The sequence below is a fragment of the Streptomyces uncialis genome (assembly GCF_036250755.1).
GTDB classification, from domain to species: Bacteria; Actinomycetota; Actinomycetes; order Streptomycetales; family Streptomycetaceae; genus Streptomyces; species Streptomyces uncialis.
On the sequence record NZ_CP109583.1, the window covers coordinates 4,287,211 to 4,308,296 of the forward strand.

Genomic DNA, 21,086 nt, shown 5'->3' on the forward strand with positions numbered 1-21,086 from the left:
CGGGTGCGGCTGGGTGCACCCGGGTGCGGCGTCCCTGCCACTGAATCACAGCGAGCTGTGCACCCGGTACACAGGGTCAACAAATAATGGACCCTGTGACTCATGTCACAGTGGATGAATATGCCAGTTGACGCGCATAGACCGGCCGCTCCGCCGTTTGCGGACGGCAAATCCACTGACCGCCCTGGTCCTGATTGACGAGTGTTTCCAGGGCTGCGGAGGTCGGTACAGCAGCGCACGGGGGGCGCGTTCACACCAGAAGCGCGTGCTCCGGTAAATCATGGAAAAGGGTTTTGGATACATACGGTGTTGGGTATACACATCCATTTCCCTCCGCGAGGTACGCCGAAGGTACTCCGCGACGGGCCTCCGTGTACGGCAAACCGGTCCCGTGGTCCTAGGTCCATCGTCCGCCCTGGGGCCCGATGTGATGAACCGGAACGTCCGGTTAGCGTGATCTCGTGCTGAACACCTCCGCCCACGCCGCCGTCCCCTCCGCCCGCCCATCGGCCGGGCATGCTGAGGGGGTGACCAACGACGAGTTCCGCGCCGCGATGTCCCGGCTGGCCGCGGGCGTGGTGCTGGTGACCGCGCACGAACCGCCCCTGTCGTCCGACGGACCCCGCGGCGAGGACGTCGGCATGACCGCCACGGCGTTCCTGTCGGTGTCCCTCGATCCGCCACTCGTGCTGGTCAGCCTGCGGGAGGGCTCCCGGATGGACGACCTGCTCCTGGAACAGCCGCACTGGGCTGTTTCCGTTCTCACGGAGAGTCAGCGGCACATCGCGGGCCGCTTCGCGATGAAGGGACGCATCAGCGACCGCCTCCTCTTCGAGGACATCCCGTACACCCGGGGCGAGGTCTCGGGCTCCCCCCTGGTGGGGGGCGCGCTCGCGAACCTGGAGTGCGAGACGGAGCAGCGGGTGGCGGCGGGCGACCACACCCTCGTCATCGGCCGGGTCCTGACCGCGAGCCTGCCCAGCCCGGACGGCGGCCCCCTCATGTACTTCCGCGGGCGGTACCGGCAGCTGGGATAGGCGGGGCGCGGCGGGCCCGTCGTCCCGCCCGCAAGATGGCGGGTTCCCGCCGACGCGGGTCCCGGCGGAGCGGTGGTTCCGACGCCGTGGAGGCTCCGATGCCGTGGAGGTCGTGGCGGCCCCGGCGACCCCGGGCAGACGATTTCCGGTCCCGGGCCGCGAACGATCCGCCGCACACGGCCCGCCGCCCCCGATCCGGCCGCCGAACGGCCACCGCAGCCTCACGACCACCAGGTCCCTCACGACCAGCCGCGTCCCGAACGCCCCTTCTTCGTCTCCGCGCGCGCCTTCTTCTCCCGCAGCCGCCGTTCGTTGATCCCGCGCGGGATGCGGGTCGGTTTGCGGGCTTTGGGGGGCGGGGCCGTCGCCTCGGCGAGGAGCGCGGTGAGACGGACGGCGGCGGTCTCGCGGTTGCGCCACTGCGAGCGGTGGTCGGAGGACCGTACGGTGACGATCCCGTCGACCAGGCGGTCGGCGAGGCGGGCGAGGGCCCGGTCCTTCCAGACCTGGGGCAGCGCGTCCGTGCCCGCGAGGTCGAAGCGGAGCTCGACCTGGGAGTCGGTGGTGTTGACGTGCTGGCCGCCGGGCCCCGACGACTTGGAGAAACGCCACATCAGCTCGGCCTCCGGGAGGAGGACCGAACCGCGGATGACGTGAGGACCGGACATGCCGTCCATGGTCGCGCCCCGGACGGCCTCCCGTCACGCGTTTTTCGCCGGGTACCGGATACGCCGGGACCGGTACGGGGACCCCGCTTCCCGTCGAATCGAATACGCGTACGAGAAAATCGGACGCGACACCAGGAACCTCAGGGCATCCTGCTCACGTTCATAGAGGTGACGGTAGCTTCGTCCTCAGTACGGAGCCCGACACACATCGCATGGAAAGGGACATCCCATGGCTGTAAGCCTGTCCAAGGGCGGCAACGTCTCCCTCACCAAGGAGGCCCCGGGCCTGACCGCCGTCACGGTGGGCCTCGGCTGGGACGTCCGGACCACCACCGGCACCGATTTCGACCTCGACGCCTCGGCCATCGCGGTGAACCCGCAGGGCAAGGTCTACTCGGACGGCCACTTCGTCTTCTTCAACAACAAGCAGACGCCGGACCAGACGATCGTCCACACCGGCGACAACCGCACGGGTGAGGGCGCCGGCGACGACGAGGCGATCAACGTCAACCTCGCCGGTCTCCCCGCCGACATCGACAAGATCGTCTTCCCGGTCTCGATCTACGACGCCGAGAACCGCAGCCAGAACTTCGGCCAGGTGCGGAACGCCTACATCCGCATCGTCAACCAGGCCGGTGGCACGGAGATCGCGCGCTACGACCTCTCCGAGGACGCGGCGACCGAGACCGCCATGGTCTTCGGCGAGCTCTACCGCAACGGCGCCGAGTGGAAGTTCCGCGCCGTCGGCCAGGGCTACGCCTCGGGCCTGGTCGGTATCGCGCAGGACTTCGGCGTCAACGTCTGACGTCCGGTCCGGCTGTACGGGACCCCCGGGGCATCACGCCCCGGGGGTCCCGGCCGTACGGGGGCAGGGCGCCGGACCCCGCCCGCAGCTCAGTACGGCCAGGGACAGGAACACGGGCCGCTGGAGGTAGTGACCCAGCGAGATGTCACCCCCGGCGGCCAGTAGCGCGGCGGCGGAGGCGGCGCGGGCGGCGATCCGGGCGGGGTCGCGTTCGGCGGTGGAGTCGAAGCGGGGCGCGTGGGCGGTGAGTTGCCGGGCGATCCACTCCGCGGCCTCCTCGGGCTTGTCCCAGGTGCCCCGGATCAGGGCGGCGGGCTTGAGGAGCCAGTGCGCGGTCTCGATGGGCGGAAGGTCGCTGGTGGCGAACTCGGCGGAGACCTCGCGGTACCGCTGGACGAGCTCCGGCCGGCTGCCGTGCGGGGGCGGTTCGGGGTACGGAGGTCTGCGCAGCGCCTCGTCGTCGAAACGGCTCTTGGGCCCGGTCCAGAGATAGCCGTGATGGTGCACGGGCGAGCCTGCTTTCGCCGTACGGGGAGGGTGGGAGGTGCGGCCGGCCGGCCCCGGCCCTGGGCGGGCGGGGATCGGCCGGGGCCGACCGGGGTCCTGGGCGGGTCAGGTCCGCCGGGTCAGGCGGAGCGCACGAACCGGCCGGGGTCGATACCGGCGGCGGTCAGCTCCGCGGTGGTGAACCTCAGCGGTTCGGCCTGGGGCCGCTTGGTGTCGCCCAGGGCCCAGACGTCGTCATCGATACGTGCCAGGGTCACGCAGGACTCGCCGTCCGGGTGGGTGTTGCCACCGCAGGCGGTGGCGGTCACGAAGCGGGCTCCGTCGAGGGGGAGGGTGTAGAGGTCGCGCGGTCGGCGCATGGATGCCTCCTGGTGGACTCGGTAGGGGTGCGCTCGGCGGGGGAACCTGGAGAACTCGGACACGACGGTGAGCCGTACCGTTCCGTCGATGTCCTGTACGGCGGCCATCTTTTCCCACGCCTTTTCTTCATATGCCCAATATCTCAGACCAGTTGGCAGCCAAGGCGCTTCAGTCACGTTCACGCATGAACTCGGAGGCGAGTTCCTCAAGAAGCGCAGTGAGACGTTCTCCGGTAACGGAATACGACCAGAAGAGATCGAAGAGATTGCGGTGGAACTGGACATCCTGCGGGTCACGCAACACGACTTCGCCGGAGAAGAGTTCTACGGTCACCAGGCGCCTGTCATAGACCACGAAGATGTTCATCGGGATGGCCGGCACCTGGACCGACTGGGGGACTATCCCGATGTGCACCTGCGGCTTCCGGGCCACTTCGGCCATGTGCCGGCATTGCGCCGCCATGACCTCGGCGTTCGCTCGGCGCCATCTGACCGCCTGTTCAGTCATCAGGAACCAGAAGGTCCGCGAGGTGTCGTCCAGGATCGCTTGACGGTCCATACGGGCCTGGACCGCACGCGCGACATCACGTTTGGAGCTCCCCTCGACGGTCGCTGAAAGCGTCTCTGTGGCGTACTCCCTGATGTGCAGCAGCCCGGTGGGGACTGCGGGCAGAAAGTGCCGCACTTCCCCGGAGGAGGACTCAAGCGCCTGGAGCTCGGCCTGCTTGCGGTGGAGCCCCATGCGGGCGTAGGCACGCCAAGAGGCGTAGTCGACGTTGGCCTGACGGGCCAGCGCGATGATCTCCGTCGCCACCGTCCCGGGAACGGAGAGTGCCGCGAGGATACGTTCCACGTCGATGACCGTCGGCAGAGCACGTCCGGTCTCGATCCGGCTGATCTTCGTTTGACTCATGTTGCAGCGGAGCGCAAGGCGTTCACCACTGAGTCCGGAAGCACGACGGAGGCCCCGAAGGGCCTCCGCGAGATGCTGCCGGTCGTCGGCGCTGTTCTCAGAATCGATAGGCACTGAACGGAACGGCTCTTTCCACCGCGAGATCCCGCCACGCCAGATACTGACCGATATCGGGGTCCTGGATCAGCTCCCGATTGATCTGTGTCCCGTCGTCCCGGTAGTTCAGATGCACGACGATCCGCTCGTCGAACATCCAGAAGTCCTGCTCCGGGAGCCCCGGATTCGGTTCGTCCGTGAGGTCGAGGATCCGGTAGTCCTCACCGGCGGCCACGTTGCCCGGGATGGCCCATTCCAGGAGATACTTGGTGTAGTTCGTCAGCGGCCGGTGGACGATCTTGGCCCGGGTCATCGTCCGGCCCGCCGCCGCGTTGTTCCGAATGGTCTGGTGCCAGACCGTGTTGAAGTCTCCGGGCCTCGGTTCTCCGGCAGTGAAATCGCGTACCGAATCTGCTTCCTTCGGCATCGTGTACTGCTGATGGACCTCAAGCCGGAATGCCGACGACTCGAAGTTCCGGAAGTGAGACTTCCATTCGTCGCCGTCCAGCAGAACGGGGCTAGAGCCAGCCACGGACACGTGCGGCCTCCTTCAGCAGGGACTCGGGGATCAGCACGATCGATTCCCCTTCGGGGGTTCGCTGCGGTACGTCGCTGCCCTGGACCGCCAGCATCTCCGGGTCGGCGGTGGCGTACACGGTCGGGCAGTCACCGTTGCCACATTTGTCTTCCTTCTCATCGGCGCAGGGACCACCGGCGATCGGGCGTAGAGCTGTCATCGAACTCCCCTCATCACAGTGTGCACTTGAGGAAAGTACGGACGGTGATGGTCCGGGCGCAAGCCGATCCGGCGTCCAGTCACGTTGTCGCATAGACATGTCCGAGGAGCGGGCCCCGCGCACGCACCGGACCGCATCCGCCGACCGGCTGCGGTGAGGTCCACCTGGTCGGCGCCGCTCACGGACGGGACGGTTTGCCGTTGCCGTGGAGCCAGGTCGTCCAGATCTCGCGGAGGGCCCGGCGGTGTTCCGGGGCTGCGGTGCGTTCCACGTAGGACGTGAAGTCGGCGGTGTTCGCGTTGCGGTGGCGGTACGTGGTGGGCCAGCCGCGGAGGATCTCGCGGAACGCGGGGTCGCCGACCGTACGGCGGATCTTGTGGAGGACCATCGCGCCGCGCTGGTAGACCGGGGCGTCCGAGACATGCGCGGCGCCGGGCGGGTCGGCGGGCGGGAAGGCCCAGACCGCCTCGTTCGCGCCGGGCTCGTCGTAGTAGTCGCCCCGGTACAGCGCGGCGAACACGCTCTGCGCGGTGCGGCCCCCGTGCTCCTCGTCCCACAGCCACTCGGCGTACGTGGCGAAGCCCTCGTTCAGCCACATGTCGCGCCAGGTCTTCGGGGTGACCGAGTCCCCGTACCACTGGTGGGCCAGCTCATGGACCACCAGGACGGTGCTCGGGGCGCCCGCGTAGACGGGCCGGGTCTGGGTCTCCAGCGCGTATCCGGCGTCCCCCTCGCGGTCCACGATCGCACCCGTCGAGGAGAACGGGTACGGGCCGAAGGTGCGCTCGCCCCACCCGACGATCTCCGGGATACGCGCCAGCGCCTTGCGCGAGGCGCCCGCCTCGACGGGGTCGACGGCGGTGTAGACGAGCAGGCGGCGGCGCTCGTCGCCGCCCTTGATGCCGTCGGACTCCGTGAACCGGTCCGCCGTGATCTGCGACGTGGCGACCTTGTAGCGGCCCACCGCCACGGTCGCCGTGTAGCTCGCGAGCGGTTCGGAGCTGTGCCAGCCGAAGGTGGTGCGGCCGTTCTCGGTGCGCTGCCCGCGCGGTTCGCCGTTGGACACGGCGGTCAGCCCGTCCGGGACCGTGACGCTGATGTCGTACGACGCCTTGTCGCTCGGGTGGTGGTTGCCGGGGAACCACGCCATGGAACCGGTGGGCTCCCCCAGCGCGAGCGCTCCGTCGGCGGTGGGCAGCCAGCCCTCCTCGGAGCCGTCCGGGTCGGTGATCGTCCGGGGCCGCCCCTCGTACCGGACGGTGGTCCGGAAGTCGGCGCCCTTCTTGAGCGCCTTGCCCGGACGCACGGTCAGCTCCTGTCCGTCCCTGGAGGTCCGCGCCCGGTCGCCGTCCACGGTCACCGACCCGACCGTGAGGCCCAGCAGATCGAGGTTGAAGGCCGTGAGGTCCTGCCCGGCCCGCGCGGTGAGCGTCGCCGTGCCGGTGAGACGGCGGGGACCCGGGTCGTAGTCGAGGGTCAGGGCGTAGTGGGTGACGTCGTAGCCGCCGTTGCCCATCCGGGGGAAGTACGGGTCCCCGACCCCGTCGGCGCCCACGGTCCGGTCCCGCGTCCCGGTACCGGTCCCGGACCCCGTACTCATCCCCGTCCCCGTACCCGTGCAGCCCACGGCCACGACGAGCATCAGGCCGGCGAGGGCGGCGGCCGTGCTCGTTGCGGCGGCGCGGCGTACGGGGCGACGGTCCACGGGATGGATCTTATGCACCGTTTGCCGGGGTTGCCCGCTGGGGCGGGTGGGTCCGGGGGAAGGTGGAGAAGGCGGGCAGGGCGGGCAAGGCGGGGGACGTGGGGAAGGGCGGGGAGGGCTGTCGGGTGCGGGAGGTCCGGGCCGGACCTCCCGCACTCCGGGCGGGAACGGCCGTCAGCGGTTCAGCGCGGCCACGCCCGCCTTCGCGAACTTCTCGTCCAGCTCGCCCGACGGCGCGCCCGCCACCCCGATCGCGGCGACCGGCGCGCCCTTCACCGTGACCGGGGCGCCGCCGCCGAGGAAGAGGGTGCCGGGGATGTCCTTCAGGTTCGGCGTCTGGGCGAGCCGCTTGACCAGCTCGGACGTCGGCGCGTTCCAGGAGACCGCCGTGTACGCCTTCTTCGCCGCCGACTCGTACGACTGCGGGCCCGCGCCGTCGCCGCGCAGGGTCACCAGGGTGTTGCCGTTGCGGTCGACCACCGCGACGGTCACCCGCTGGTTCTCGCGCTCGGCCGCGTCCAGCGCGGCCTGGGCCGCGCGGGCGGCGGCGTCGACGGTGAGGTGGGTGGTCTGCTGGAGGTGCCGGTTCGCGGTGTCGGCGGTGGCCGTGGAACGGCTCGCGGGGGCCGCGGAACCGGCGCTCGCGGACACGGCGCCGAACGTTCCGGCGCCGAGCGCGGCGAGCGCCACGGCGCCCGTGACCACCTGGGCCCGCCGGGAGAACCGGCCGCCCGACCGGTGCCGCGCGCTCCCGGAGGACACGCCGACCGCGCCGGACCCGGTGTGCTCGTGGGACTCGGGGGACTCGTGGTGACGGCTCATGGGACGGGCTCCTTCGGGGTCGCCGGGCCTCACCGGCACGGGTGACGGCCACCGAACGGTGCGGTGGCCGGCGCCGGTGGGGACCGGTCCGGGGGACGGCCGGTGCGGTGACCGGTCCGGGTGAAGACCGGTGCGGTGTGACCGGCTCTGGTTCCGATCCTCGGGCCGGTTCGGGCCCGTGCCCGTCGGCGTACCGGCTGCGCGCGGGACGCGGCTCGGACGACCCGGGGGTCGGCCGATCGGATGACCCCGCCGGTACGGAGGCGGGTGAGAATGGGAGAAGTGCCCGTGCGGCGCGATGGCGTACGCCGTAGGGCGGCCGTGTTTCGCGCGGTGGCGGCGGCGGACGTGCAGGCCGGTGCCGTGCGGGTGCCGGACGCGGGCGCCGTGTGCCGTGTGCGTGCGCCGGACGCCGGTGCCGTGCGCGGGTACGGGACGCGGGTGCCGTGTGCCGGTGCTCCAAGGACCGTACGCGAGGAGGACCACGTGGCCGCACGAACCCGACCGGACGGGACCCCGCGCTCGACGGACCCCGCCGCCCCGGCCGCCTCGGACACCCGGGTCTCCGCCACCGCCACCGCCTCCCCCGACCCCGACGCCCGCTGGCTCGCGGCCGTCATGCACTCCGCGTTCTTCCTGCTCCTCGGCGCCTCGCTCGCCCGTTTCCTGCTGCGCCACCCCGGGGAACCCCGCACCCCGTGGGTCATCGCGCTGTCCGTCGTCCTCGCGCTGCTGTACGTGCTGGGTCCCGTACTCGGCTCGGCCGCACCCACCCGGCCGCGCCCGCCCACGACACCCGACGAGAACGGGATCGGGGACGGGGACGGGGACCTGGGCGCGGGCGGCCCGGACAGCGGCGCGGGGAGCCGTACGCCCGCGCGGCTCGCCGTCCTGCTGTGGCTGGCGCTGGTCGTCGCCGTGTGGGTGGTGCTCGTACTGCTCGCGCCGAGCTTCGCGTGGTGCGCGGTGCCGCTCTTCTACACCGGGCTGCGCATCCTGCCGGCCCGTCCGGCACTCGCCCTGATCGCGCTGCTCACCGCGTTCGTCGTGGCCGCCCAGCTCCAGCTCGCGGGCAGGTTCGACCCGAACCTGCTGCTGGCCCCGCCCGCCGTCGCGGCGATCGCGACGGCCGGGTTCGTGCACATGCAGCGCCAGGCGGCCCGCCAGCGCGCGCTGATCGACGACCTGCTGCGCACCCGCCGCGAACTCGCCGCCACCGAACGCCGCGCGGGCACCCTCGCCGAGCGGCAGCGGCTCGCGATGGAGATCCACGACACCCTCGCGCAGGGGCTGTCCAGTCAGCAGATGCTGCTCCAGGCGGCGGACCGGGTGTGGGACGCGGAGCCCGTGAAGGCGCGGACGCATGTACGGACCGCCGGGTCGATCGCCGAACGCAGCCTCACCGAGGCCCGCCGCTTCGTCCATGACCTGGCCCCGGCCGACCTCGCCGACGGCGGCGGACTGGTGGCCGCGCTGCGCGCGCTGGCGGTCCGCGAGTCCCGGACCGGGCCGCCGGTGCGGTTCCACGCGGAGGGCACGCCGGCCGCGCTGCCGGAACGCGCGGAGTCGGCGTTGCTGCGGATCGCCCAGGGCGCTCTCGCGAACGTCCGTGAGCACGCGGACGCGCGGACCGCCGCACTGACCCTGACCTGCCTGGACGACCAGATCGTGCTGGACGTCGCGGACGACGGCCGGGGTTTCGTCCCCGGGGCGTCGGACGGGACGCGGGCGGGGGTGCGCGGACACGGACTGCCCGCGATCCGGGCCCGGGTCAGGGATCTGGGCGGGACGCTGACGATCGAGTCCACGCCGGGCGAGGGCACCGTCCTGACCGTGTCGGTCCCGCTGGCCGTCCGCCCGCCCGGCCTCCCTTCCGAGGATCTGTCCGGCCGTTCCCCGGCCGCCCCCGGACCCGGAACCCCTCCCCCCGCCGGCCACCCGCCCCTGGAGCAGCCATGAGTTCCCGTCCCGGCCCCCGTCCCACCGGACCCGGCCCCGCCGCCCCGGTCCGGGTCCTGCTCTGCGACGACCACGCCGTCGTACGGGCCGGACTGCTGGCGCTGCTCGGCAGCGAACCGGACTTCGAGGTGGTCGGTGAGGCGGGCGGGGGTGACGAGGCCGTGGCGATGGCCGCCAAGCTCGGTCCGGACGTCGTGCTGATGGACCTCCAGCTCGGGGAGGGCACCGACGGGGTCGAGGCGACCCGGCTGATCTCGGGGAGCGGGGTCCGGGTCCTCGTCCTCACCACGTACGACACGGACGCGGACATCACCCGGGCGATCGAGGCGGGCGCGACCGGCTATCTGCTGAAGGCGGAGCGGCCGGAGGAGCTGTTCGCGGCGATCCGGGCGGCGGCCGAGGGACGTACGGCGCTGTCGGCGCCCGTCGCGGACCGGGTCATGGAACGGATGCGCAGACCGCGTCCCACGCTGACGGAACGGGAGCGGGACATCCTCGGGCAGCTGGCCCGGGGGCTCGGCAACCGGGAGATCGCACGGGCGCTGTTCATCAGCGAGGCGACGGTGAAGACCCATCTGGGCCGCATCTACGACAAGCTCGGGGTGGACACCCGGGCGGGCGCGGTGTCGGTCGCCAAGGAACAGCGGCTGCTGACCTGAACGTCCCACCGGCCCGGGTCAGGGACCCCAGCGGCCCGGGTCAGGGACCCCAGCGGTCCGGGTCAAGGGTCCCACCGGTCCGGGTCGGGGGCCCCAGCGGTCCGGGTCAGGGGTGTCGCGGGCCCCAGGGGAAGGGGCAGTGAAGGGGGCGGCGCGGGCGTGACACCATCTCCTCTGTGCTCGACATCGGATACGCCCTCTCCAACCGCTTCCCGGACCCGCCGCAGACCGACTACCGGCGCGCGGACGTCCGCGCGCTGCGCTACGACCTCTTCTGCGGGGACGTGTATCTGGCGGACACGAAGGCGGACCGCGAGCTGTCCACCGCCTGGGGATGGGTGCCCGTACTGGACTTCGCGTGGGCGCTGTGCGACACCGTGGAGCGGCTGGACCGCGATCCGCTGGGCGGCCGGGCGTCCGCTCCGCAGTACGCGGAGCTGGACTTCACGGAGTCGACGGACCGGATGCTCTTCGAGCGGCGCTTCGGCTGGGTCGACATCGAGGCGGAGTGGATGCCGGGCGACGAGCCCCCGCTGACGTTCTCCCACACGGAGCTGCGCCGGGAGGCCCGTGACTTCCTGCACGATGTGATCGCGGACCTGAGCGACCTGCACGACGACCTGGCGGAGAACCCGGCGATCTGGACGCTCCAGTCCCGCTTCCCCCGGCTGCCCTGACCTCCGCCGGACTCCCGCTCCCCGGGACCGTCCGTTCCGTCCCGTCCCGTCAGTTCTCCACCAGGACCCCCAGGTGGGCGGCGAAGTGGCCCGCCAGATCCATGAGCTGCGGCGGGCTGATGACCGCGCCCCGCAGCCCCTCCGTCCCCCGGGCGATCTCCAGCCGGGTGGCACCCCGGAGGTCGACGTCCGTCATCCGGGCGCCGCTGAAGTCCACTCCCTTGAGGACGCAGTCGTGGAACTCGACGCGCTCCAGGGCCGCCCCGCCGAAGTCCGGCTCGGCGAGGACCACCGACTCGAACACCACGTCCTTGAGCCCCGCCTGCCGCAGATTGAGGTAGTCGATCTTGCCGCCGCGGATCACCACCCGCTCCAGCCGGGCGCCGTGCAGCTGGACACCGCCCATCCGCGCGTCCAGCACCTCGGTGTCCCGCAGGACGGCCTCCGCCAGGTCCGTGCCGACGCCGCGCACGCCCGTGAGGACCGAGTCGACGAAGCGGGCTCTGGTCAGCCGGGTCTCGTCCAGGGCGACCCCGTCCAGCCGGCAGTCCAGGAAGTGGGCGCCGCCGCCGTCCTGCCCGGCGAGGTCGAGACCGGTGAACTCCATCCCGTCGTAGTCGCCGTCGGGCTCCAGGGCGGGATCCATGAAGGGGGCCAGTACGGGAGGGCGGATCTCGGGCCGCCGCGCCTTCTTCACCGCCGCGTTTCGCGTCATGGCCCCATCGTGCACCCCGCCACTGACAGTCCGGTCCGGACTTGACCTCAAGGTTGCGTGAGGTCACAGGGTGGTGGGCGGATCGTCCTTGCCCGAGCACACCCACTGGAGCTCCCATGCGCGCCGTCCGTCTGCACACCTTCGGTCCCGCCGAGAACCTGGTCGTCGACGAGGTCCCCGATCCCGTACCGGCGCCCGGGGAGGTTCTCGTACGGGTCGCGGCGGCCGGTGCGCATCTCCTCGACACGGCCCTGCGTCAGGGGCTCCGTGGTCCCCTGCCCGAACCACCGCGACTGCCGACCGTTCCCGGCCGGGAGGTCGCGGGAACGGTCACCGCGCTGGGTGCGGGAGTCCCCGCGCACTGGCTCGGCAAGCGCGTCGTCGCCCATCTGGGCCTCGTCCCGGGCGGTTACGCGGAGCAGGCCGCGGTCCCGGCCGGGCGGCTGCACAAGATCCCCGGTCCGCTCGGCTTCGCCCAGGCCGTCGCGATGATCGGCACCGGCCGCACCACGCTCGCGGTCCTCGGGTTCGCCGAGCCGGGCCCCGGCGACGTGGTGATCGTCCCCGGGGCCGCCGGCGGCATGGGCACCCTGCTCGTCCAGTACGCGAAGCACGCGGGCGCGACCGTCGTCGGCATCGCGGGCGGCCCGGCGCGGACGGCGTTGGTGGCGGCCGGTGCCGCGGACCTCGCCGTCGACCGCACCCGCCCCGACTGGCCCGTCGAGGTACGGGCGTTCCTCGACGGGCGGGCGGAGGCGGCGGGTACGGGGGCGGGACCGGAGTCGGGGTCGGGGTCGGGTACGGGACCGGGGGCGGACACGGGGCCGGGGCCGGGGGCGGGGCCGGGCAGTGGGTCGGGCGCCGGGCCGGATGCCAGGCGGGGCGGCGGGCCGGAGGGCGGGCCGGGCGGCGGACCTGGCACCGGGCCGGACGCCAGGTTGGGCAGCGGGCCGGGCATCGCGGGCCGCCGCGCCACGATCGTCTTCGACGGGGTGGGCGGGGGCACCGCGCGGGCGGCGGTCGATCTGCTCGCCCCCGGCGGACACCATGTCGTCTTCGGCTGGTTCGACGAGGGCGACGACGTCCACGGCGGTGAGGCGCTCACCTTCCCCGCGTCGTATCTGACGGAGCGGGGCATCCGCTCCGAGGTGGTGCTCGGTCCGCGCATCCTGAGCCGGGTGGGCGGACCGGACCCGATGCGCACCCTGGAGTCGCGGTCGCTGCGGCTGGCCGCCGAGGGGCGGCTCGTCCCGGCCGTACAGCGCTTCCCCCTCGCGGACGCGGCCGGCGCGCACCGCGCCATGGAGGCCCGGACCACCGTCGGCAAGGTGGTCCTGGAGCCCTGACTCCGAAGGGCCGCGCACCGGATGCGACCTGGTGTGTTCCATGGTGTTCTGTCAGGGTGAACGACCCCCGGACAGGTGACGCGGCGGGCGGGGTGCCGGGTGGCCCACCCGGTGTCCCGCCCCAGGCGGAGAGTGCCCAGGACGTCCACCGCTGGTGGGGTCTCGTCGTCATCGCGCTGGCCCAGCTGATGGTGGTGCTGGACGCGACGATCGTGAACATCGCCCTCCCGTCCGCCCAGCGCGACCTGCACATCTCGGACGCCAACCGGCAATGGGTCATCACCGCGTACACCCTCGCCTTCGGCGGACTCCTGCTGCTGGGCGGGCGGATCGCGGACTTCGTGGGCCGCAAACGCACCTTCCTCATCGGGCTGGTGGGCTTCGCGATCGCCTCCGGCATCGGCGGGGCCGCGGTCAACTCCGGGATGCTGTTCGGCGCCCGCGCGTTGCAGGGCATGTTCGCCGCGCTGCTCGCGCCGTCCGCGCTGTCCCTGCTGACGACATCGTTCACCGACCCCAAGGAACGGGCGCGCGCCTTCGGCATCTACGGCGCCATCGCGGGTGGCGGCGCCGCGATCGGCCTGATCCTGGGCGGGGTGCTCACCGAGTTCCTCGACTGGCGCTGGTGCCTGTACGTGAATGTGCCGATCGCCGGGATCGCCGTCCTCGGCGGGCTGTCGCTGCTGCACGACCGGGCGGGACACCATGAGGCCCGGCTCGACATCCCCGGTGTGGTGCTCGGCTGCGGCGGACTGGTCGCGATCGTGTACGGCTTCAGCGAGGCGGAGCCGCGGGGGTGGGACGATCCGCTGGTGCTGACGCTGCTGCTGGGCGGGGTCGCCATGCTCGCCGTGTTCGTGTGGTGGCAGACCCGCTCGGCGCATCCCCTGCTGCCGCTGCACATCATCCGCGACCGCAACCGCGCGGGTTGCTTCCTGACGATGGCGCTGGTCACCATCGGCCTCTTCGGAACGTTCCTCTTCCTGACGTACTACCTCCAGACGATCCTCGGCTACTCGCCGCTGAAGGCAGGACTCGCGTTCCTGCCGATGACCGTGGGCATCATCGTCGGCTCGACCCAGGTGTCGGCCCGGCTGATGAACCATGTGGCACCGCGGGCCCTGATGGTGCCGGGGCTGCTGCTCGCGGCGGGCGGGCTGACGATCCTCACGCAGCTGACCGTGCACGCGGAGTACGCCACGCACATCCTGCCCGCGGAGCTGCTGCTGGGGCTCGGGATGGGCATGACGTTCATGCCGGTCATGGCGACCGCCACGCAGGGGGTGGCGCCGGGGGACTCCGGGGTCACGTCCGCGACGGTCAACACGTCGCAGCAGGTCGGGGGGTCGATCGGGACGGCGCTCCTCAACACGATCGCGACGAGTTCCGCGACGGCGTATGTCGCGGCGCACCTGAACCCCGCGGACGCGGGTGATCCCGCGGTGGTGGGGCGGGTCACCAACGTCGGGGTGGTGCACGGGTACACCGTGGCGATCTGGTGGGCGGTCGCGATCATGCTGGTCGCGGTGGTCGTGGCGGCGACGATGGTGACGGTGGGGGCACCCCGTCACCGGACACCGCAGGGTGAGCGGTTGGGGCCTGCGACGTAGCCTCCCGCCTTCGCTTGCGCTTCCGAGGTCCGTCCGGCGGGACGCACTTCGGTCCTGTGCGGGTCGCCTTCGCTTGCGCTTTTGAGGTCTGTCCGGCGGGGCGCAATTGTTCCGGTGCCGTCGCTCGTGGGTTTCGCGCAGTTCCCCGCGGGTCGCCTTCGCTTGCGCTTTTGAGGTCTGTCCGGCGGGACGCGCTTGTTCCCGCACAGGTCGTTCGTGGGGTGCGCAGTTCCCCGCGCCCCTTTGGGGCGCGTCCGGTCTGTTCTTCGGGTCGGTGCCGGTCGGGATTCTCCGTCCTCGCTCCAACGCGCTCGGTACGACGTCCCTCTTGCCCGACTGAAGAGCATCGGAGTCTGCGGGCAGAGATTCCCGCCCACCCCCTTACGTGAGTCCTGCGGGTGCGCGCGGAGGGGGGTTCCACGCCCACCCGATGGGGACGCCTCCGAGGGACGCGGGGAACTGCGCATCTACGTGACGGGGGTATCCCGAGGCCAGCCCATTGCCTTGCACTGCCGGGGGACCTTGGGCAGCAATCAGCCCACTCTTACGCCCCGTTGCGACGTTGGATGAGAGTTGTACGCTTCCTGGACGGAGCAGGTGCGCGGGTACACGTGATCCGTTCGGAGGAGCGCCAGAGATGGCCACGGGGGTGCGATGCGACTAAAGGAAATCGGCCCGATCCCGCGAAAGACCCGCAGGTCAGGAAGTATGGTCCCCGCACGCGCGGGGGTGGTCCGGGCCAGCGTCCGCCGCGACTTCCGGGTCTTGGATGGTCCCCGCACGCGCGGGGGTGGTCCGCACAGGGACGGGGTCCTCACGGCCGCCAGGGAATGGTCCCCGCACGCGCGGGGGTGGTCCCGCCCCGTCGATGTACACCGACTGGCCGCCCGCATGGTCCCCGCACGCGCGGGGGTGGTCCGGTCGACGCGGTGCTCCCGGGCGGGACCAAGGTGTGCTCCCCGCACGCGCGGGGGTGGTCCGTGGTGCCCATGTCGACGGCATCCCGGAACGCGATGGTCCCCGCACGCGCGGGGGTGGTCCACGCAAGTCCGAACGCCCTTGGCTGACCGTGTTGGGTGTATGCCATGGTCAGCGAGTATGGGAGGCCAATGACGGCGCCCAGTCCGGCACTTGGCCGGACGGGGCTGTCCGCTGTCTGCGGGGTCTAGCTGTGCGCCGCGTGGTCGGTGGTGCAGGGGCCCCGGGTGTGGACGTGGTCAGCGCACACGTAGTGGGTGATGCTGACGCTTCCGCTCATGGCCCCGTACCCGATCACCACGGGTGCTTCGGTCCAGCGTCCGCACTTGCAGCAGTGTTCACCGGAGATCGGGGGCACTTGGGGGAAGGGGTTGTCGTGCGTCATGCGGACGCTCCCACCCGGGCGACGTGGGAGCTGTCGAACGTGAACGGGATGTCCACACCGCGTGTGGCCGCTGCGGCTGCCTCTCGCCGTTCGCGCTGCCGCTCCCGCTCTTCCTGCTCATTGATCCACCCCCGGAGGTAGGGAGGGATGCGGGGCCCCCACGGCGTGGGTGCGGTCCGGGCGAGGACGTGCAGCGGGACGGGGGTCCGGGGTGCGCAGATGATCAGCGGCGCGGGGGCGGGCTGGTTGTCGAAGTGCTCGGCGGTGTGCCGTCCGGGACGGGTGCGGCGGGTCCCCGGAAGTGTGGACAGCACCCGTGCAAGGGCGCGGGCGATAGAGTCGCGCATACGTCGTTCAGCTCCTTAGCAAGCTGTCTCGGCGGAGCCCCGATGGACCGTTCGCGCGGTCTGTCGGGGCGCTTTCGTTTCTGAAGGTAAGTCTCCCGTATGCCCCTGTCCACCCCGAGGGGCCGCGTGGGGCGGAAGTGCGCCACGCGCAGTACCTCGGTAGCGTCACGGTGTGGAGTTCGACCCCATGCGCCCGAAGTGGCAGCAGATCGCAGATGAGATCACCCGCCGTATTGAGCGCGGCGAGTATCCGGAGCGTTTCCAGCTCTCGGAGGTCCGGTTGGCGTCCGAGTTCGGCGTGAACCGGGACACGGTTCGCAAGGCGACGAAAGCGCTACGCGACTCCGGATTGATTACCACTGTGCCGAACATGGGAACGTTCGTCCGGCCCTCTGCGGATGACCGCCAGGCGGACGAATAGCCCCTCCGTCTGCCAAGGGACAGCAGGCGGGCGGGGCGGTTCCGTGGCTACGTCCGCCGGATGGCGCGCGGGCGGGGTGTGTCGAGCAGATGCCGCAACTGTGCGTTGCTCGTGGCCGCCCCTCGCTCTCCTACCTGTGCGACCGCTTGGCGGCACGTCACACGCACGAACGTCTCGACCGCTATGCGGTCGGCTTGTTGCCAACTGGGGATGCCTGAGAGCCATGCATTCGCGTCGTCGGGTGTCTGCCCGAAGGCCATGAGCCACGTGGCGGTGTATGCGGCGTCGACCCAGGCGGGTCCGAGCGCGGGCATGGCCCAGTCCACGAGGCAGGCGTGTCCGTCGTGGTTCGAGATCAGGATGTTGTGCGGGTTGGTGTCGGTGTGGAGCAGGTGCGTGCCGTGCAGCGCGTCCACCTCTCCCGGCTTCAGGTGACCCGCGAACCGGTCCGAGAGCTGTGGAACGGGAAACGGCGGTGTCCGCAGGCCGTGCGAACGGCGCATTACATGAGTGACGGCGTCCAGATCGGTTGTTCCGGGGCTGTAGTCGACGTGCCGCCCGTCGATGTGGATGAACGCCAGAGCAAGCCATCCGGCCGCCTCAACGCGGTAGCGCACGGTTGCGCCGATATCTCCCACCACGCTGTTGATCCGCTCTTCGCACAGCAGACCCGCCATCCCGGCATCGTCGGAGAGCCGTACGCCTTTGAGGAACAGGCGTCCGCTGTTCCGGGTGCGTACATCCATCGCGAGGGTGCAGTTGAACCCGCTCGTCACGCTCGCCGACGCGATCACGGGCCCGGTACGCGCCTCAACAGCGCTCCGGAACTTGACGGGAAGCGCGCCCCACTCGACTCGTTCAGTCATTGGCTCTCTCATCTCAGTGCCGGAAGGGGCGCCGGTTGCCCAGCACCCCTTCCCTACCTCAACTACCGCTGAGTATGGCCGCACTTGATGCAGCGCTGTTCTCCGCTCCACGGCTTGTACTCGTGGTCACACTCGCCCAGAATCCACGGCTTCATTACCGAACCTTCCTGTTCGATGGTGCACTTCACCCAGCCCCAATGGGCCCGGAGGTCCGCCCCAACCGGCATGACCGCTTGGGGAAGCCTGATTGGTTCCCTCACAGCGTCGGCGGACGCTGCCGCACGGAGCGGGGGTAGGTGGTGGTCCGCCCGACTGTCCGACCCTCGGCGGGAGTCGGGCGGACCGGTTTGCCGCCCCGCATGATGAACCCGCGATACGAAAGTGGCCGGGTATTCAGGGGGCGGACATCTTCAGCGCGGGACAGGCTGCATCTCCAGCAAGGGGATGCCTGCGCGCCGCTTGCGGTGCCGGGCACGGCCAGGGGACGGGGGTGGCGGGGTCGCGGCAACGGTGACGGGCCAGAGAGTGAACGCGCACACGCCGCTGTGATCACTGACGATCAGCGCGAACGGATCACCTTCCCGCAACCGCTCGATGACCTGTCGCCGTTCGTCCCGGCAGGCCGCCCACGCACGTAACTGTGCTGGTACGTCCCCGAGTTGTGCGCCCACACTGTCCGGGATGACCCGCAGCGCCTGAGGCGGGCACCAGCTCGACCGGGGGTGGGGGTCCAGCCGGTTGGCGATCATCAGTGCTTTGGCGTTCAGCCAGGCGACTGCGGGGCGGATGAAGTGGGCGCGGAACTCGCCGAGTACGACCCGCGCCCTTCGCTGGCCTCCGTACACGAACCCTTCCGCAGTGACCTCGGCGTGGTACTCCAGCGGCGGACTCACCCGGTCGCCCCGGGCGGGGTGCGCGGGTCGGCGTCGGTGTCGGTGTTGGCGGACGGCTCCCACAGGACGGTGTCGCAGCGGACACGGTCGTACAGGGGGTGACCGGTTGCGCGGAAGTGCTGTCCGGCCCACGCTTCCGCGTCGCCCTCGGTGAGCCCCGCCGCAGCGACGGGTGGTTCCGCTCGACACCGTGGGATGCCGGAGACGCATTCGATGTGCAACCGCCCTCCCTGGGAGGACACGGGTTTCAGGCTCCCCACGCGGACCCGCCCTTCCTGCTGCGCGTGTTGGCCTCGGCAAGGGCGGGCCGGAGTTGGTCCGCCACCGTGGCCGGCCGGACGTCCGAACGCACTGCGGTCCACTCGACACCGCCGCCTGGCGGACGGAGAGAGTAGCGACCATCGACCACCGCACCCGTATCCATGACCACCCCCACGGCACCGGTGCGAGTGTCGTACGCGAGGGCACCAACCGCGAGTTTGGGCTGTTCCGCTACGTTCTTGCCGGGCATGACCACTCCTCTCCGTAGTGGAAGCACTACCGGGGGAGATCAGAGTGGACTACGGTCCAAACCTAATCAACGTGGCTGTATAGACAGAACAGTTGGGGGATGGATGGTGAACCGCAAGGAGCTGAATCCGGACGCATCGCCACAGGCGGCGTTCGGGGTACGTCTCCGCAGCTCACGTGAGGCGCGAGGCTGGACCCAAGATGCACTTTCGGTGCGGATGGGCGTATCCAGCGGGCATATTTCGGGTGTTGAAACTACCCGCAAATCGCCTTCTGTCCAGTTCGCGAAAGCTGCGGACCAGGCGTTTGGTACGGCCGGTTCGGCAGCCACGTTTGAGCGGCAGTGGCGCGAGATGCACACCGGATCGTTGCTAGAGGGCTTCCCGGAGTACCTGGGACACGAAGCCCGCGCTGTGGAGATCAGGTTGTTTGAGATCGGAATCATTCCAGGTTTGCTTCAGACACCTGCCTACGCACGCGCACTCGCGGACGGTGACGTTCGGCGGGGCACTATCACGCCCGACCAGGCAGCAGAACGCGTCTCGGTCCTGGCCGACAGGCAGGCGACCCTCAAGAAGCCCCGTCCGGCAACCATGCTTGTGGTGATGGATGAGAGCTGTATCCGACGTTCAGTCGGCGGCGCACAGGTCATGCGCGAACAGCTTCAACACATCTTGAAGTTCGCCGGGTCGCCAAACACCACGTTTCAGATTGCGCCGTACGACATAGGGGAGCTGCGCCCGTTCAACCTGCCGATCAATCTGCTGACCCAAACGGACAGATCGGTGATCGCCTACTCAGAGTCCCAGATTCAGGGGCATCTTGAACGCGAATCCTCGTTCGTCCTGGCAGCACTGTCGGCCTACCATCAGTTGCAGGCAGAGTCTCTGTCCCAGACAAAGTCCGTGGACATGGTTCACCAGGCACGAAAGGGAACCCCGTGACGACCGAAATCCCCCGTTGGTTCACGTCCTCCTACAGCTCAAACGGCGGCAACTGCGTAGAGGTCGCCGCTAACCTCACCACACATGGGATCGTCCCGGTCCGGGACAGCAAGTGCACCGACGGCCCTACCCTGTTCGTCTCTCCGTCGGCGTTCGCCGGACTGGTCACCCTGGCCCGTTCCGCTGAGCTGTAGAACCGCGCGGCCCCTGAGCTGTAGAACCGCGCACCCCGAGGGCCCCGTCCGGTGACCGACCGCACGGGGCCCTCTCATGTCCGTCCACAGGACACAGAAAGGCCCCCGCACCCGCCGCCCGTGTTGGGCAGCGAGCACGGGGGCCCTGTGAACCTGTGTCAGCCGTTCAGAACGTTCCTGAGGCGAGCGGCAGCCCTTCCGCCGAATACAGCGATGCCGCAATAGAACTCGATTTGAGTCCGGTCGCTACTCGCTGGGCGACGTCGCGGGTAGCGTCGATTCCCGCGAAATTCATTTCCAGTTGAGAGCACCGACCGACTCCCGACTCACCGAAATGCAGTTCCGCACCATGCTGGCGGAAAGGCAACTGGAGCTGGGGCATCTGGAACTGGCTTGCGGCACATGGGGGCAGGTACTCGACGAGCACACCGGACTGCACTCGGGGGCCGTGGACACCTCCGTCGCGAACATCCGTCCCCGTCCTCGCAGTTACCGGTCCAACCCGGTGGCGCGGGAAGTCTACGAACGAGCCCTAGCCGACGCCAAGCCCCGTCGATGCGCGACCGGGTGGCGCCCGAAGAACCTCCGAGGACGGTTGTACCCTTCGGGGACGGAGCAGGTCACGTGTGCACATGATCCGCACGGAGGGGCTCCGAAGACGGCCACGGGGTGCGATGCGACTAAAGAAAAACGGCCCGACCCCGTGAGAAACCCGCAGGTCAGGAAGTGTGGTCCCCGCACGCGCGGGGGTGGTCCTCCTAGCGGATTCGGGTGGGAAAGGCAAGGGGGGTGGTCCCCGCACGCGCGGGGGTGGTCCAGCTCCCCGGCTGGATCGCGTCCGGCGGCGGCGGTGGTCCCCGCACGCGCGGGGGTGGTCCTGAGCGACGAACATCCGAACCTCTCCAACCTGCGTGGTCCCCGCACGCGCGGGGG

General features: G+C 70.5%; 26 protein-coding genes and 2 CRISPR repeat arrays (1 of these 28 running past the window's edge). Of the genes, 10 read left to right on the forward strand and 16 right to left on the reverse strand.

Going from position 1 to position 21,086, the window contains the following annotated elements; genetic code table 11:
- Nucleotides 1–461: 461 nt before the first annotated feature.
- Nucleotides 462–1,037 carry a flavin reductase family protein gene (locus OG711_RS17565; protein ID WP_073783444.1) on the forward strand — a complete coding sequence of 192 codons (576 nt, stop codon included), beginning with the start codon at nt 462–464 and terminating at the stop codon, nt 1,035–1,037.
- Between the two features lie 239 nt (nt 1,038–1,276).
- Here the strand turns inward: OG711_RS17565 and arfB are convergent, their stop codons facing one another.
- Nucleotides 1,277–1,714, reverse strand: a complete 438-nt coding sequence (gene arfB, locus OG711_RS17570) for an alternative ribosome rescue aminoacyl-tRNA hydrolase ArfB (protein WP_073783442.1) — start codon at nt 1,712–1,714, stop codon at nt 1,277–1,279.
- A gap of 220 nt (nt 1,715–1,934) precedes the next feature.
- Between arfB and OG711_RS17575 the strand changes: the two genes are divergently transcribed.
- A complete protein-coding gene (locus OG711_RS17575) occupies nt 1,935–2,510 on the forward strand; it encodes a TerD family protein (protein WP_073783440.1) in 576 nt (191 codons plus the stop codon).
- A 33-nt stretch (nt 2,511–2,543) separates the two neighbouring features.
- Here OG711_RS17575 and OG711_RS17580 read toward each other — a convergent pair whose 3' ends face one another.
- The 7 genes from OG711_RS17580 to OG711_RS17610 form a co-directional block, all read right to left on the reverse strand.
- Nucleotides 2,544–3,017, reverse strand: coding sequence for a hypothetical protein (locus OG711_RS17580; RefSeq protein WP_329559707.1), 474 nt, complete (start codon nt 3,015–3,017; stop codon nt 2,544–2,546).
- Between the two features lie 119 nt (nt 3,018–3,136).
- Entirely contained in the window at nt 3,137–3,376 is a 240-nt protein-coding gene (locus OG711_RS17585; RefSeq protein ID WP_073783436.1) for a DUF397 domain-containing protein, read from the reverse strand.
- 169 nt (nt 3,377–3,545) lie between these two features.
- Nucleotides 3,546–4,403: a helix-turn-helix domain-containing protein gene (locus OG711_RS17590; RefSeq protein ID WP_266509291.1), complete on the reverse strand. Its 858-nt coding sequence runs from the start codon at nt 4,401–4,403 to the stop codon at nt 3,546–3,548.
- On the reverse strand, nt 4,387–4,917 hold the full coding sequence (locus tag OG711_RS17595; protein ID WP_323181406.1) for a DUF6879 family protein: 531 nt from the start codon (nt 4,915–4,917) through the stop codon (nt 4,387–4,389). Before OG711_RS17595 ends, OG711_RS17590 begins: the two co-directional genes overlap by 17 nt.
- Nucleotides 4,904–5,122 carry a hypothetical protein gene (locus OG711_RS17600; RefSeq protein ID WP_266509295.1) on the reverse strand — a complete coding sequence of 73 codons (219 nt, stop codon included), beginning with the start codon at nt 5,120–5,122 and terminating at the stop codon, nt 4,904–4,906. The genes OG711_RS17595 and OG711_RS17600 overlap by 14 nt, the downstream gene beginning before the upstream one ends.
- Before the next feature lie 178 nt (nt 5,123–5,300).
- The gene (locus OG711_RS17605; protein ID WP_405674902.1) at nt 5,301–6,764 is read right to left on the reverse strand and encodes a M1 family metallopeptidase; all 1,464 of its coding nucleotides are present in this window, start codon (nt 6,762–6,764) and stop codon (nt 5,301–5,303) included.
- Between the two features lie 237 nt (nt 6,765–7,001).
- Complete coding sequence (locus OG711_RS17610) at nt 7,002–7,649, reverse strand: GlcG/HbpS family heme-binding protein (RefSeq protein WP_329559708.1); 648 nt, start codon at nt 7,647–7,649, stop codon at nt 7,002–7,004.
- Between the two features lie 618 nt (nt 7,650–8,267).
- Here OG711_RS17610 and OG711_RS17615 point away from each other — a divergent pair.
- The 3 genes from OG711_RS17615 (at nt 8,268) to OG711_RS17625 (ending at nt 10,944) form a co-directional block, all read left to right on the forward strand.
- Nucleotides 8,268–9,608, forward strand: coding sequence for a sensor histidine kinase (locus tag OG711_RS17615; protein WP_329563884.1), 1,341 nt, complete (start codon nt 8,268–8,270; stop codon nt 9,606–9,608).
- Nucleotides 9,605–10,267 carry a response regulator gene (locus OG711_RS17620; RefSeq protein WP_073783427.1) on the forward strand — a complete coding sequence of 221 codons (663 nt, stop codon included), beginning with the start codon at nt 9,605–9,607 and terminating at the stop codon, nt 10,265–10,267. Before OG711_RS17615 ends, OG711_RS17620 begins: the two co-directional genes overlap by 4 nt.
- A 176-nt stretch (nt 10,268–10,443) precedes the next feature.
- Nucleotides 10,444–10,944, forward strand: a complete 501-nt coding sequence (locus OG711_RS17625; RefSeq protein WP_329559709.1) for a hypothetical protein — start codon at nt 10,444–10,446, stop codon at nt 10,942–10,944.
- A gap of 49 nt (nt 10,945–10,993) precedes the next feature.
- Here the strand turns inward: OG711_RS17625 and OG711_RS17630 are convergent, their stop codons facing one another.
- A complete protein-coding gene (locus OG711_RS17630; RefSeq protein ID WP_329559710.1) occupies nt 10,994–11,659 on the reverse strand; it encodes a pentapeptide repeat-containing protein in 666 nt (221 codons plus the stop codon).
- A gap of 116 nt (nt 11,660–11,775) precedes the next feature.
- Here OG711_RS17630 and OG711_RS17635 point away from each other — a divergent pair, with 116 nt between their 5' ends.
- Together OG711_RS17635 and OG711_RS17640 are read left to right on the forward strand one after the other, a co-directional pair.
- Complete coding sequence (locus tag OG711_RS17635; RefSeq protein WP_329559711.1) at nt 11,776–13,005, forward strand: alcohol dehydrogenase catalytic domain-containing protein; 1,230 nt, start codon at nt 11,776–11,778, stop codon at nt 13,003–13,005.
- A 56-nt stretch (nt 13,006–13,061) separates the two neighbouring features.
- Nucleotides 13,062–14,615, forward strand: a complete 1,554-nt coding sequence (locus OG711_RS17640; protein ID WP_405673666.1) for an MFS transporter — start codon at nt 13,062–13,064, stop codon at nt 14,613–14,615.
- Nucleotides 14,616–15,323: 708 nt separating this feature from the next.
- A CRISPR array of direct repeats spans nt 15,324–15,656; the repeat unit is 28 nt; unit sequence ATGGTCCCCGCACGCGCGGGGGTGGTCC.
- Nucleotides 15,657–15,780: 124 nt separating this feature from the next.
- Here the strand turns inward: OG711_RS17640 and OG711_RS17645 are convergent.
- The gene (locus tag OG711_RS17645; RefSeq protein ID WP_073783421.1) at nt 15,781–15,978 is read right to left on the reverse strand and encodes a hypothetical protein; all 198 of its coding nucleotides are present in this window, start codon (nt 15,976–15,978) and stop codon (nt 15,781–15,783) included.
- Nucleotides 15,975–16,325 carry a hypothetical protein gene (locus OG711_RS17650; protein ID WP_329559712.1) on the reverse strand — a complete coding sequence of 117 codons (351 nt, stop codon included), beginning with the start codon at nt 16,323–16,325 and terminating at the stop codon, nt 15,975–15,977. Before OG711_RS17650 ends, OG711_RS17645 begins: the two co-directional genes overlap by 4 nt.
- Nucleotides 16,326–16,497: 172 nt before the next feature.
- On the opposite strand from OG711_RS17650, the gene OG711_RS17655 reads away from it, so the two are divergent.
- Nucleotides 16,498–16,746: a winged helix-turn-helix domain-containing protein gene (locus tag OG711_RS17655; RefSeq protein ID WP_329559713.1), complete on the forward strand. Its 249-nt coding sequence runs from the start codon at nt 16,498–16,500 to the stop codon at nt 16,744–16,746.
- Between the two features lie 47 nt (nt 16,747–16,793).
- Here the strand turns inward: OG711_RS17655 and OG711_RS17660 are convergent, their stop codons facing one another.
- The 4 genes from OG711_RS17660 to OG711_RS17675 form a co-directional block, all read right to left on the reverse strand.
- Nucleotides 16,794–17,612: a phosphotransferase gene (locus tag OG711_RS17660; RefSeq protein WP_329559714.1), complete on the reverse strand. Its 819-nt coding sequence runs from the start codon at nt 17,610–17,612 to the stop codon at nt 16,794–16,796.
- Nucleotides 17,613–18,022: 410 nt separating this feature from the next.
- The gene (locus tag OG711_RS17665) at nt 18,023–18,505 is read right to left on the reverse strand and encodes a hypothetical protein (RefSeq protein ID WP_329559715.1); all 483 of its coding nucleotides are present in this window, start codon (nt 18,503–18,505) and stop codon (nt 18,023–18,025) included.
- Entirely contained in the window at nt 18,502–18,726 is a 225-nt protein-coding gene (locus OG711_RS17670) for a hypothetical protein (RefSeq protein ID WP_329559716.1), read from the reverse strand. The genes OG711_RS17665 and OG711_RS17670 overlap by 4 nt, the downstream gene beginning before the upstream one ends.
- 26 nt (nt 18,727–18,752) lie before the next feature.
- On the reverse strand, nt 18,753–19,016 hold the full coding sequence (locus OG711_RS17675) for a hypothetical protein (protein ID WP_329559717.1): 264 nt from the start codon (nt 19,014–19,016) through the stop codon (nt 18,753–18,755).
- 103 nt (nt 19,017–19,119) lie between these two features.
- Here OG711_RS17675 and OG711_RS17680 point away from each other — a divergent pair, with 103 nt between their 5' ends.
- Entirely contained in the window at nt 19,120–19,959 is an 840-nt protein-coding gene (locus OG711_RS17680) for a helix-turn-helix domain-containing protein (RefSeq protein WP_329559718.1), read from the forward strand.
- Nucleotides 19,956–20,153 (forward strand): DUF397 domain-containing protein, encoded by a 198-nt coding sequence (locus OG711_RS17685; RefSeq protein ID WP_329559719.1) that lies wholly within the window; start codon nt 19,956–19,958, stop codon nt 20,151–20,153. Before OG711_RS17680 ends, OG711_RS17685 begins: the two co-directional genes overlap by 4 nt.
- A 166-nt stretch (nt 20,154–20,319) precedes the next feature.
- On the opposite strand, the gene OG711_RS17690 is transcribed toward OG711_RS17685, so the two are convergent.
- Nucleotides 20,320–20,580, reverse strand: coding sequence for a hypothetical protein (locus tag OG711_RS17690; RefSeq protein WP_329559720.1), 261 nt, complete (start codon nt 20,578–20,580; stop codon nt 20,320–20,322).
- A gap of 301 nt (nt 20,581–20,881) precedes the next feature.
- Nucleotides 20,882–21,086: direct repeats of the CRISPR family, unit length 28 nt; unit sequence GTGGTCCCCGCACGCGCGGGGGTGGTCC; it runs 277 nt beyond the window's last position.

Coding starts and splice junctions, on each gene's coding strand:
- OG711_RS17620 (WP_073783427.1), top strand. CDS start 9,605: ATGAGTTCCCGTCCCGGCCCCCGTCCCACCGGACCCGGCCCCGCCGCC.
- OG711_RS17630 (WP_329559710.1), bottom strand. CDS start 11,659: ATGACGCGAAACGCGGCGGTGAAGAAGGCGCGGCGGCCCGAGATCCGC.
- OG711_RS17645 (WP_073783421.1), bottom strand. CDS start 15,978: ATGACGCACGACAACCCCTTCCCCCAAGTGCCCCCGATCTCCGGTGAA.
- arfB (WP_073783442.1), bottom strand. CDS start 1,714: ATGGACGGCATGTCCGGTCCTCACGTCATCCGCGGTTCGGTCCTCCTC.
- OG711_RS17610 (WP_329559708.1), bottom strand. CDS start 7,649: ATGAGCCGTCACCACGAGTCCCCCGAGTCCCACGAGCACACCGGGTCC.
- OG711_RS17680 (WP_329559718.1), top strand. CDS start 19,120: ATGGTGAACCGCAAGGAGCTGAATCCGGACGCATCGCCACAGGCGGCG.
- OG711_RS17675 (WP_329559717.1), bottom strand. CDS start 19,016: ATGCCCGGCAAGAACGTAGCGGAACAGCCCAAACTCGCGGTTGGTGCC.
- OG711_RS17615 (WP_329563884.1), top strand. CDS start 8,268: ATGCACTCCGCGTTCTTCCTGCTCCTCGGCGCCTCGCTCGCCCGTTTC.
- OG711_RS17575 (WP_073783440.1), top strand. CDS start 1,935: ATGGCTGTAAGCCTGTCCAAGGGCGGCAACGTCTCCCTCACCAAGGAG.
- OG711_RS17660 (WP_329559714.1), bottom strand. CDS start 17,612: ATGACTGAACGAGTCGAGTGGGGCGCGCTTCCCGTCAAGTTCCGGAGC.
- OG711_RS17585 (WP_073783436.1), bottom strand. CDS start 3,376: ATGCGCCGACCGCGCGACCTCTACACCCTCCCCCTCGACGGAGCCCGC.
- OG711_RS17605 (WP_405674902.1), bottom strand. CDS start 6,764: ATGCTCGTCGTGGCCGTGGGCTGCACGGGTACGGGGACGGGGATGAGT.
- OG711_RS17635 (WP_329559711.1), top strand. CDS start 11,776: ATGCGCGCCGTCCGTCTGCACACCTTCGGTCCCGCCGAGAACCTGGTC.
- OG711_RS17600 (WP_266509295.1), bottom strand. CDS start 5,122: ATGACAGCTCTACGCCCGATCGCCGGTGGTCCCTGCGCCGATGAGAAG.
- OG711_RS17650 (WP_329559712.1), bottom strand. CDS start 16,325: ATGCGCGACTCTATCGCCCGCGCCCTTGCACGGGTGCTGTCCACACTT.